Annotated in this window: 11 protein-coding genes; all 11 read left to right on the top strand. The window is 50.1% G+C overall.

Features of this window, described 5'->3' with window-relative positions:
• On the top strand, positions 1–606 hold a 606-nt coding region (locus AC2VLY_RS04180; protein ID WP_486891652.1), incomplete at its 5' end, for a cytochrome ubiquinol oxidase subunit I.
• Between the two features lie 11 nt (positions 607–617).
• Entirely contained in the window at positions 618–1,697 is a 1,080-nt protein-coding gene (locus AC2VLY_RS04175; protein WP_193649979.1) for a cytochrome d ubiquinol oxidase subunit II, read from the top strand.
• Between the two features lie 148 nt (positions 1,698–1,845).
• Positions 1,846–2,673 carry a polyphosphate kinase 2 gene (ppk2, locus tag AC2VLY_RS04170; RefSeq protein ID WP_193649978.1) on the top strand — a complete coding sequence of 276 codons (828 nt, stop codon included), beginning with the start codon at positions 1,846–1,848 and terminating at the stop codon, positions 2,671–2,673.
• A gap of 52 nt (positions 2,674–2,725) precedes the next feature.
• The gene (locus AC2VLY_RS04165) at positions 2,726–3,070 is read left to right on the top strand and encodes a hypothetical protein (protein WP_193649977.1); all 345 of its coding nucleotides are present in this window, start codon (positions 2,726–2,728) and stop codon (positions 3,068–3,070) included.
• Positions 3,071–3,166: 96 nt separating this feature from the next.
• The gene (locus AC2VLY_RS04160) at positions 3,167–4,087 is read left to right on the top strand and encodes a beta/alpha barrel domain-containing protein (RefSeq protein WP_300252394.1); all 921 of its coding nucleotides are present in this window, start codon (positions 3,167–3,169) and stop codon (positions 4,085–4,087) included.
• A gap of 89 nt (positions 4,088–4,176) precedes the next feature.
• A complete protein-coding gene (gene glgP, locus AC2VLY_RS04155; RefSeq protein WP_486891655.1) occupies positions 4,177–6,702 on the top strand; it encodes an alpha-glucan family phosphorylase in 2,526 nt (841 codons plus the stop codon).
• Positions 6,703–6,714: 12 nt separating this feature from the next.
• The gene (locus AC2VLY_RS04150; RefSeq protein WP_486921810.1) at positions 6,715–7,263 is read left to right on the top strand and encodes an HdeD family acid-resistance protein; all 549 of its coding nucleotides are present in this window, start codon (positions 6,715–6,717) and stop codon (positions 7,261–7,263) included.
• A gap of 338 nt (positions 7,264–7,601) precedes the next feature.
• The gene (locus AC2VLY_RS04145; protein WP_215858229.1) at positions 7,602–7,859 is read left to right on the top strand and encodes a GlsB/YeaQ/YmgE family stress response membrane protein; all 258 of its coding nucleotides are present in this window, start codon (positions 7,602–7,604) and stop codon (positions 7,857–7,859) included.
• A gap of 22 nt (positions 7,860–7,881) precedes the next feature.
• On the top strand, positions 7,882–9,687 hold the full coding sequence (locus tag AC2VLY_RS04140; RefSeq protein ID WP_486891694.1) for a cation:proton antiporter: 1,806 nt from the start codon (positions 7,882–7,884) through the stop codon (positions 9,685–9,687).
• The gene (locus AC2VLY_RS04135; protein WP_300252410.1) at positions 9,677–9,883 is read left to right on the top strand and encodes a DUF1289 domain-containing protein; all 207 of its coding nucleotides are present in this window, start codon (positions 9,677–9,679) and stop codon (positions 9,881–9,883) included. Before AC2VLY_RS04140 ends, AC2VLY_RS04135 begins: the two co-directional genes overlap by 11 nt.
• A gap of 96 nt (positions 9,884–9,979) precedes the next feature.
• Positions 9,980–10,499: PAS domain-containing protein (locus AC2VLY_RS04130; RefSeq protein ID WP_486921809.1), on the top strand; the 520-nt coding region annotated here is incomplete at its 3' end.

Genomic DNA, 10,499 nt, shown 5'->3' with positions numbered 1-10,499 from the left:
GATGTTTCAGCAGGAAAAAATCTGTTCTCCATCCAGATTCCCCATGTTCTCAGCTTGCTCGAAACCCATACCTGGGACGGAGTAGTCACCGGTATGGATCATTTTGCTCCGAATGATCGACCCAATGTCTGGGTGCCCTTTTATGCCTTCCGGGTGATGGTCACCATCGGCTTCTTCCTGTTTTTCATGGCACTCTGGGGTAACTGGTTGCGCTTGCGGGGGAAGTTGACTGCAGAACATCTGCGTAAGAACCCGTTGTTCCTGCGTCTGCTGGTGTTCAGCGGATTCCTGCCCTATCTCGCCGTCTGGACCGGCTGGTGGACACGTGAAATCGGCCGTCAACCCTGGGTTGTCTATAACCTGATGCGGACCTGGCAGGGTGTCAGCCACATGGGAGTCACTGCTGAATCCTTCTGGCTGATTGGCTACATCATTTTCGAACTGATGGTTTGGGGGGGTGCCTGGTACTTCTTTACCCGGGTCATCCAAAAAGGACCCGATATGACCAGCCCGGTCATTGGTGCTTCGGATCATGATGCACATCCATCCGGTGGCGGAATTGCCAAGCCGACTTTCGCCAAACCGACCATGAACAAGCTGAACTGAGGGCCGATACCATGCATGAAATATTTCGTATTCATAGCACCTTAAGTACATTCTGGTGGATTTTGTTAGGGGTTTTCTTCGTCATTTATATTGTTCTCGACGGTGCGGATCTGGGGGCCGGCGTATTTTCCCTGCTCCTCAACAACGAGAATGATCGGGCGGCCGTCATGTCCTCCATGGCGGGCACCTGGGATGCCAATGAAACCTGGCTGGTGGTGGCCGGTGGGGTGATTTTCGGGGCCTTTCCCCTGGTTTATGGGTCCACATTCAATTATCTGATGATCCCGTTGATGTTTGCGCTCTGGGGCATCATTTCCCGGGCGGTGGCCTTTGAATTTCATGTCCACGCCAAAAGCAGCCGCAAATTCTGGGGCTTCATGTTTGGCCTTGGCAGTCTGGTCGCGGCCCTTTTTGCGGGGATTGCACTTGGAGCTACCTTGCTGGGCTTTCAGATGAATACCGGCAACGCGCAAGGCATTCAGGTGGCCAATGATCCGTTTGTGAATACGGTTCCCCACTTTTCCGGCAACGCCCTGAGCTTTCTTTCTGCTTTCAGCATCTGGACAGGGATTGGGGCGTTGATCGCCGGCGGTCTGGCAGGCACCTTGTACCTTTGTGCCCGTTTTGAGCAGGATGATCCCATCTACCAGAAGGCTCACAAGTCTGCCACTCTGTTTTCTTTCCTGGCGCTGGCGGCGGTAGTCATCACCTTGATCTGGTCCTACGCGATCATGCCCGATGCCGCCAAGTGGACGGGGAGCGGCTGGTTTGGCTGGCTGATCCTGCTCATTGCCATCCTGATTTCTGCCTACAAAATGATGAGCAATCACGCAGCCCACCGCGATTTCGCGGCACTGCTCTGGTGTGGCGCCATTGTCTTGTTCATGTGGGGCGGGATGTGGGCCACCAATTTCCCCTACATCATTCCGCAGACCTGGACCATCAGTCAGGGCGGCAATCCGGCCAATGACCTGGCCATCCTGACCCTGTTCATGACGGGATTCGTGCCGGTGATGATTACTTATAACGTTTATCAAATCTGGGTGTTCCGCAAGCGCATCACCCATCTGGCCGGTTATGAAAGCCATTAAACCATTTCCCTGGTGATGTTCTGTTTGGGGCCGTATGGCCCCTTTTTTTACCGATGTTGACTTCACATAATCATATGGAAATGTTCTATAGTTGTCGGGTATGCTTTGGCAGTTACTTGAGTAGCAGAAATAATGCAGGAGTCCCGAAATGTCCAAAACCAGAAAAAATAGTACAACGCAGTCGCACCAGACTGAATTCCACGAAGAACGGCAGGAAGAGGAAAAAGCCCGTTACAAGGCAGAACTGCGTGCCCTTCAAATTGAATTGGTCAAGTTGCAAAGAGATATTATTCGCAATAATGAAAAAATACTGGTGATCCTTGAAGGACGGGACTCGGCAGGCAAGGATGGATCCATCAAGCGTATTATTGAGCACCTCAGCCCGCGCGAAACCCGGGTAGTTGCGTTAAGCAAGCCCTCGGACAAGGAACAAAGTCAGTGGTATTTTCAGCGCTATGTTGAACACTTGCCTTCTGCCGCAGAAATGGTCTTTTTTAATCGCAGTTGGTACAACCGTGCCGGCGTTGAAAAAGTGATGGGCTTTTGTTCAGATCAACAATACGAAGAATTTTTCGCCGAAGTCAATAATTTTGAAGGCATGCTGATTCGGTCCGGCATTCATGTGTTCAAGTTCTATCTGGACATTTCCCGCGAGGAACAGAAAAAACGCCTTGAGTCTCGCAAGGATGATCCACTCAAGCAATGGAAAACCAGTCCCATTGATGAAAAAGCTTTGAAACATTGGAAGGATTATAGCGAAGCACGCAATGTCATGTTTGCCCGCAGCCATTCTCCTTTCGCACCCTGGATTATTGTTAATGCCAACGACAAGAAAACGGCCCGCCTGCAACTCATCAAAGGGTTTTTAAGCCGGCTGTCCTACACCGGCAAGGATGAAATGCAGGTGCTTCCTGACCAATCCATCATTTTTGAATATGAATCTTTGTACCTGGATAATGGCATGATCCAGGAATAATGACGCATCCATCTTCATTACTTTTCCCAATTGATTTTGACCAGGAGGAAATATGTCCATTATTGATTTACAGTCAGCTTTAACTCGTGCCCTCTCTCTCAGAAACCAGGACGCCCTGGATGCAGCAACCATTGCCGCAGCGGAACAACTCAGCAAAAAGGAAGGACTGTCACTGAATGCTGCCGTGGGCGTTCTCGGCAACGATCAGCTTGTTGAACTGATCGGTTTCCTGAATGACAGCATGAACTGTGAACAACTTTCTGCCCTCTGTGATCCGGAAAGCTACGATGCGGAACAGGCTCGGGAATGGGAGGTCACCAAGGATCAATATCTGCTCGCCCATGAAATAGCCGTACTGAGTCATCGCATCGCCAAGCAAAGGGATGCAGGTCAATAAAATGCTGCATGGACGCAATCACACGTGGTTCGCGTCCATCTCCTATACTTGTGGCAGCAATATCGCACACTAACCACGACGCAGGAGTTAGCAACCATGTCTCCATTCAAACGCCCTCCTTTAGGGATTCCCGCTGACAGTGCCCGGCGCTGGACTGAAAATTATCAACTCGCCACCCAGGAAAGCGGGCGTCTTTTTTTGATGGCGGGCGATCAGAAGGTCGAGCATTTGAATGATGACTTTGTTGGCGAACACGTCGCTGCAGACGACGCTGATCCTGAACATCTGTTTCGTATTGCCAGCGCGGCTCCTGTGGGTTGTTTCGCCGCCCAGATGGGGCTGATCAGCCATTACGCCATGGATTATCCCGAAGTGCCCTATCTACTTAAACTCAACAGCAAAACCCACCTGGTGAAAACCGCCCAGCGTGACCCTGCCAGTTTGCAATGGCAGAGCATGGTCCAGGTGCGCGATTTCGTCCGGCACTCCGGCCTGAAAGTTGTGGGCGTCGGTTATACCATCTATCCCGGTTCACTGTATGAGCCCGAAATGCTTTCCGAGGCCGCGCGTATCATCCAGGATGCCCACGCCATGGGTCTTTTGGCGGTCATCTGGGCTTACCCCCGGGGACAGGCGGTAGGCAACAAAGAGCAGGATTCGCACCTGATAGCCGGTGCCAGTGGTCTGGTTGCCTGTCTCGGGGCTGATTTCGCCAAAGTCAATCCGCCCTTGAATGAACAAGGAGATATGGATGCCCGCCTGCTGGGTGAAGCCGTTGCGGCAGCCGGACGCACGCAAGTCATTTGTGCTGGTGGCTCGGAAACCGACTCGAAAACCTTTTTGCAACGTCTGGATGCGCAATTACATATAGGTGGAACCCAGGGCTGTGCCACAGGCCGAAATGTCCATCAACGCAGCCAGCCGGATGCTATCCGCTTCTGTCGGGCGATCCATGCCCTGGTCGTCAAAAATCAGAGCGTGGAAGAAGCTGCAAAACTTATGGGAGAAGCGTCTTAATCAACCCGATGGGCCATACCCGCTGGCGTTTGTAAATGCCCATCGGTACCGCCGGCAAGTTCACACCCTGACACAACGGAGAAAAGTGAGTGACTATCGCACCATGCTATCTGCTTCCGCAAATGCCGGAATCGCTCAGTGGTCTGACGGAGCTGGCGCTGGATTTACGCTGGGCGTGGAGTCATGCCGCCGACTCCCTCTGGGCCGAAATAGCGCCAGAACTATGGGAGCAAACGCGCAATCCCTGGTTAATTTTACAAAATATCAGTAGTCAAACCCTGCAAGAATTGGCGCAAAATACAGCATTCATTGAAAAACTCAAGGCTTTTAATGCGCTGCATCAGGAGCAACTAGCCCAAAGCAGCTGGTTTGAACAGAATCACGCCCAGGCTTCCTTCCAACAGATTGCTTATTTCAGCATGGAATTCGGCCTCTCCGAAGCCCTGCCCATATACTCTGGAGGGCTGGGAATCCTGGCTGGCGATTGCCTGAAAACAGCCAGTGACCTGGGCATCCCGTTGCTGGGTATCGGCCTGCTCTGGCAACAGGGCTATTTTCGCCAAACGCTCGATGAAAACAGTCGGCAACAGGAATTTTATCCCTATAACGATCCAACCCAAATGCCGGTTACACCGGTGCGTGACAGCGAAGGAGAATGGTTGCGCCTGCAACTCCCCTTCCCTGGCCGAAAAGTCATTTTACGCGCCTGGCAAGCCCAGGTAGGCCGGGTGACCTTGTATTTGCTGGATAGTAACGACCCCCTGAATACCCCGGCGGATCGGGGTATAACCGCTGAGTTATATGGCGGAGGCCCGGAAACCCGCTTGCAGCAGGAAATCTGTCTGGGCATCGGCGGCTGGTTATTATTGCGCCGTCTGGGTGTCCAACCTGAAATTTGTCACCTTAATGAAGGGCATGCCGCATTTGCCATTCTGGCCCGCGCATACAGCCATATGCGCGATCATGGTTCGGCGTTTGAATGTGCTCTCAATGCCACTCGGGCCGGGAACATTTTTACCACGCATACCCCCGTATCAGCTGGTTTTGACCGTTTCCCGACAGAATTAATGACGCGTTACATTGCCGGAGCGCCAGAAGCTTTTGGTGTCGATGTGGAAAGCATCCTGGCACTGGGACGGGAAAATCCCGATGATCCGCAAGAACCATTTAATATGGCCTGGCTGGCGATTCGCGGCAGCATTATTGTCAACGCCGTGAGCCGCCTTCATGGAGAAGTCAGCAGACGCCTGTTTCAACCGCTCTTTCCACGCTGGCCTGCAGACGAGGTCCCGGTAACCCATGTCACCAATGGTGTGCATATGCCCTCCTGGGATTCAGCTGAAGCAGATGCCTTGTGGACATCCTCTTGTGGTAAACAACGCTGGCTGGGCGATTTGCAAAAACTCGAAGCAGAATTCCGCGAAACTCCCGACGGATTAATTTGGGAATTGCGCAGCAAAGGCCGTCAGCAGGTCATTCATTTCGCGCGGCAACGGCTTCAGCAACAACTGGCGCAGGCGCACGCGCCGCTGGAGGACCAAGAGCGTGCAGCGTTGGCATTGGACCCTAATGCCCTGACGATCGGGTTTGCACGGCGCTTTACTGCCTATAAACGCCCCAATCTGCTCTTGACTAATCCCGACAGACTGAGGCAATTGCTGACCAATCCACATCACCCGGTACAACTTCTCATTGCCGGAAAGGCCCATCCTCGGGACGAAGTGGGCAAAAATATGATTCAGCAGTGGACCTTGTTTATTCATCAACATCCCGAGCTGGCCAATCACATTGTCTTTATTGCCGATTACGACATGCTGGTGGCCGAACATCTGGTCCAGGGCGTCGATTTGTGGATTAATACGCCGCGCCGCCCCTGGGAAGCCAGCGGGACCAGTGGCATGAAAGTGTTGGTCAACGGCGGGCTGAATTTATCCGAGCTCGATGGCTGGTGGGCGGAAGCCTACTGTCCGGAAACGGGCTGGGCTATCGGTGATCGCGCCGAACATGATGATGATCCACAATGGGATATTCAGGAAGCAGAAGCTCTCTATCATTTGTTGGAAAACGAGATTGTGCCTCTTTTTTATCAGGATCGCGATGCCAGCGGCTGTCCACAAGCCTGGATTGAGAAAATTCGCGAAAGCATGAGTCGGCTTACCCCCTTATTCAGCAGTAATCGAATGCTCCGCGATTATGTATCGACACTATACGAACCCGCTGGACGTCTTCTTGCAGCGCGTAGCGAAAAAAGTCGAATTGAGGAAATTTGTACATGGCAGAAAAATATTCGCCAACACTGGCCCCTTCTGCATTTTGGCGATCTGCATGTACGTACCGAAAATAATCGCCATTATTTTGAAGTGCATGTTTATCTGGACGATCTGGATGCTGAATCTATCAGCGTGGAACTATTTGCCAACCGAAGTGACCAATATCCTTTAGAAGTGGTTCCCATGCAGCGTGGTGAAGCACTGAGTGGAGCAGTCAACAGTTACAATTACACGTTGGACATCCCTGCTGATCGTGACTTGGCAGACTATACTCCGCGCATCATTCCTTGCCATCAAAATTGCCTGGTGCCCATGGAGAGTGCGGAAATACTCTGGTACCGTTAAAAGGAACAAAAATTGAATCCCAACATTCCTGATCTGCAAAATATCATAGAAACCGAAAAGAAAATGTTCGGTAAATATTTGCTACCTGTTGCTATCTTATTAATCATTGTCGGGATATTTGGACTGTTAAGCCCAATTATTCTTTCTGCTGTTACGGATGGTGTTATTGCCGCCATGCTGATTATTGCCGGATTAACATGGATTGCCCACAGCATCCAGATGCATCAGCATCAAATGGCTGACTGGTTGAAACCCTTACTGCTTTTTATCACTGGTGGCATCATGATTGCCCTGCCAAATGCTGGAATTGCGGCAATAGGTTTGATGTTCGTTCTGTATTTCATCATTGATGCCTACCGAAATTTCACGCAAATGAAAATCTATCCGGGACATGGTCGGGGCTGGTCCATTTTCAGTGGTACTATTGACATTTTCATTGCCCTTCTCTTCGTGGTCACCTGGCCTCGGGGTTCATTGATCCTGGTCGGCATATTTGTGGGCGTCAACCTGATATTTGATGGGATCATTCTGCTGATGTTGCGCAATATAAAACCCGGGTAGACAGTTTATTACGCAAATTTTTCAGTGGGTTTCTTCAATAATAAATGTAACGTCTATTGCATTCTGTAATGTTGTACCCAAAAAGTTCCACAAACACTTGATCCACCTGAAAACAGGATAAAATCCCAGTTTTCAGCGCTCAGTGTAAGGTCTCAAGGCCTCTCCAGATAAGACATGGCCGTAATAAAAATTGTTAAGAAATATGAAAATCCATTTTTATAGAACAAACGAAGTTTGGTTTATAAAATATAAAAGAATTCTTATGTGTTTATAATGACCTGGAAACGCGTTATGTGTTAGTTTGACAAGACGATATTACAAATAGAGAGGATTGAACCATGTTAATGAACATTATTGTTTTTCTCATCGTCGGTGGAATCGCTGGCTGGCTGGCCGGATTGCTCATCAAAGGCCGGGGGTTTGGCATTATCGGAGACATCATTGTCGGCATCATCGGTGCTTTCATCGGTGGATTCGTCCTGACGACGATTGGCTTGATTGGTCTTTTTGGGGCGGGCATTATCGGTGCCATTATTGTTGCCTTTATTGGTGCCATTATTCTTTTGTTTATCGTCAAGCTCATCAAAAAACTCTAAAAAATAAAATGTTATGAACATCATGCTGATTCTGGCTGGGCTGGTTATTTTGGGCGCGGCCAGCCAATGGCTGGCATGGCGGGTCAAACTACCCGCCATTATATTTCTTCTGGGTATTGGCATTATTGCCGGCCCGGTCACCGGCTGGATTCAACCGGACCAGCTATTTGGCCCTCTCCTGTTTCCCGGTATTTCTTTAGCAGTAGCCGTAATACTGTTTGAGGGCGCGCTGAATTTACGCCTGCGAGAACTGGGCGGTCTCGCCTCGGTCATTCGCAGAATGGTCAGCCTGGGGGCCATCAGCAGTTGGCTGATACTGGCGGTAGCTACTCACTGGATTGCGGGCTTTAACTGGTCCATGGCGATCCTCTTAGGTGCAGTTGTGGTGGTTTCCGGACCCACCGTCATCGGCCCGGTGTTAAGGGCAGCCAGACCCAATGCGCGTATCAGCAATGTATTAATGTGGGAAAGCATCCTCATTGATCCCATTGGGGCCCTGCTGGCCGTTCTGGTTTTCGAAGCCATTATTGCGCATCATGGCTCCACAGGACTCCGCTCTGCCGTAGAAGTTTTTCTCAGAATGCTTGCAGCGGGTCTGGTATTGGGCGTTTTAGCCGGTCAAAGCCTGGGGTGGTTACTCAGAAAACGGGCTATCCCCGATTATCTGCATGGCGTAGTGGCCTTGGGTAGTGTTTTTATTATTTTTGCAGCAGCCAATCAGATCGCCCACGAATCCGGACTACTCGCTGTTACGCTGATGGGCGTCTGGCTCGCCAACATGCGTGACATTCCTTTGGAAAACATCCTGAATTTCAAGGAAAGTCTCTCCATTTTATTAATCTCCATTCTTTTCATTCTCCTCGCTGCGCGCCTGAATCTGCTGGCCTTGAAAGAAGTCATCATCTCCGGCGTACTGCTCACGCTGGTTATTCAACTGATCGCCCAGCCTGTCAAAGTGTTACTGGCTTACGATGGCAAGGAACTGAACTGGAAAGAAAGATTCATGACCGGATGGATCGCCCCACGCGGAATTGTCGCAGCAGCAGGCGCCCCCGTATATGCCGGGCAACTGGAAGCACTGAATTATCCCAAGGCCCACTTGTTTGTGCCTCTGACTTTCGCGCTCATCATTGTCACCGTACTCCTGGCCAGTTTTACAGCGCGTCCCATGGCAAGGCTTCTGGGTGTTTCTGAAAAAGACCCCCGTGGCATCCTCATTGTGGGGGCCAACGCTTTTGCCATCGCCGTTGCTGAAAAGCTCAAGGAATGGGGGTTCAGGCCACTTTTGGTGGATGATGAATATCGGCAAATCCAGGCGGCACGCATGGCAGGACTGGATACTTTTTTGGGTAGCCCGGTTTCAGAGGCCGCTGATCGTCAACTCAATCTGATTGGATTTGGTTATCTGCTGGCTTTATCCACCGATGCCGCCCGAAATCTGATCGCCTCACTGCGTTATGATCCCGAATTCGGTCATCGTTCTGTGTTTACCCTGGCCGATGGCAGCAGTCGCAAAACCAGTGCCCGTAACCGCACAGCAAAACAACATCGACGTCTTCATCTTTTCAGTGAAGACGCTACCGCTGGTTCTTTGCTGGATAAAATGGAAAAGGGCTGGGCCCTGAAAGCAACAAGGCTGACTGAGCAGTTTGACTGGTCACAATACCAGCAACAATTTACCACAGGCTTTCTGGCATTATTTATTCTGGATAAAAATGGAAAACTGCAAGTCATAAACAGTGACCAAAACCAGCCGGAGCCGCGTGCTGGTGATCAGATTCTGGCTCTGGTTGCCCCTGACGTAGCTCCCTCTGCAGATGCCCACTAATTCCTCTCTACCTGATTCCCCATGCCTGGGATTTTGCACTACCGCTCTGGGCGATGACGTGTGTAAATCCTGTGGCCGAACTTTTGAAGAAGTTTGCCATTGGATAACCATGACTCCTGAGCAGAAAGCGGCTACCTGGAACCGCATTCGCAAAAATGGCTGGTGGGATCAACAAAGAAAAGCCAAGGGTCTGTAATCAGAATGTTTGGTACATTAATATAAGACATTCTTATCATTTACTTATGGTGACATTCTGCAGTCCTCATGATAGTCTTTACTGATAGACCATGTATTGGCAAAAGCTTCCTATCCAAGTGGAGTCAAAAGTCCATTGAAATATCCAGAGAAGCCAGATGAATTGGATGCCCCGACTATTCAGGAAATTTTAAACAGTTTCCCCGCATTGGAGTTATTACAGCAACATCCGGTACCCCATGCATTAACACACAACAGAAAATTACTATTTGTCAACAAATCTGCTGTTAAACTTTTTGAGGGAGATAATCCAGATTATTTTTTGGGTAAGGACCTCACCTCTTTTATTCATCCTCTAGATCATGGACGCATTCTTAATCGTCTTGAGGTACTGAACAATGAAAATCCTAAAAACAGTCCTACAGAAGCCCGTGTTTATACACTCAATGGCAAAATCAAACACATCATATCCGTCAGCTCATTAATAGAATTTGCCGGGCATACTCTGGTTCTGGCAGCAGCTACCGAGCTCAGTGAAGAAATGGGACATGAAATCAGCCAATCTGAGCAGAATTTTCAGCGTCTTTTTGAAAATATGCTCGACGTTTTCTATCGTA

The sequence above is a fragment of the Acidithiobacillus sp. TH-A36 genome (assembly GCF_057473445.1).
Note: the sequence above shows the minus strand (reverse complement) of the source record. Positions and strands in the feature narration are given on the sequence as shown.

What these genes read in the sequence shown, in the direction of transcription:
- ppk2 (WP_193649978.1), top strand. Translation starts at nt 1,846, where the DNA reads ATGTCCAAAACCAGAAAAAATAGTACAACGCAGTCGCACCAGACTGAA.
- AC2VLY_RS04160 (WP_300252394.1), top strand. Translation starts at nt 3,167, where the DNA reads ATGTCTCCATTCAAACGCCCTCCTTTAGGGATTCCCGCTGACAGTGCC.
- AC2VLY_RS04175 (WP_193649979.1), top strand. Translation starts at nt 618, where the DNA reads ATGCATGAAATATTTCGTATTCATAGCACCTTAAGTACATTCTGGTGG.
- AC2VLY_RS04145 (WP_215858229.1), top strand. Translation starts at nt 7,602, where the DNA reads ATGTTAATGAACATTATTGTTTTTCTCATCGTCGGTGGAATCGCTGGC.
- AC2VLY_RS04140 (WP_486891694.1), top strand. Translation starts at nt 7,882, where the DNA reads ATGCTGATTCTGGCTGGGCTGGTTATTTTGGGCGCGGCCAGCCAATGG.
- AC2VLY_RS04135 (WP_300252410.1), top strand. Translation starts at nt 9,677, where the DNA reads ATGCCCACTAATTCCTCTCTACCTGATTCCCCATGCCTGGGATTTTGC.
- AC2VLY_RS04165 (WP_193649977.1), top strand. Translation starts at nt 2,726, where the DNA reads ATGTCCATTATTGATTTACAGTCAGCTTTAACTCGTGCCCTCTCTCTC.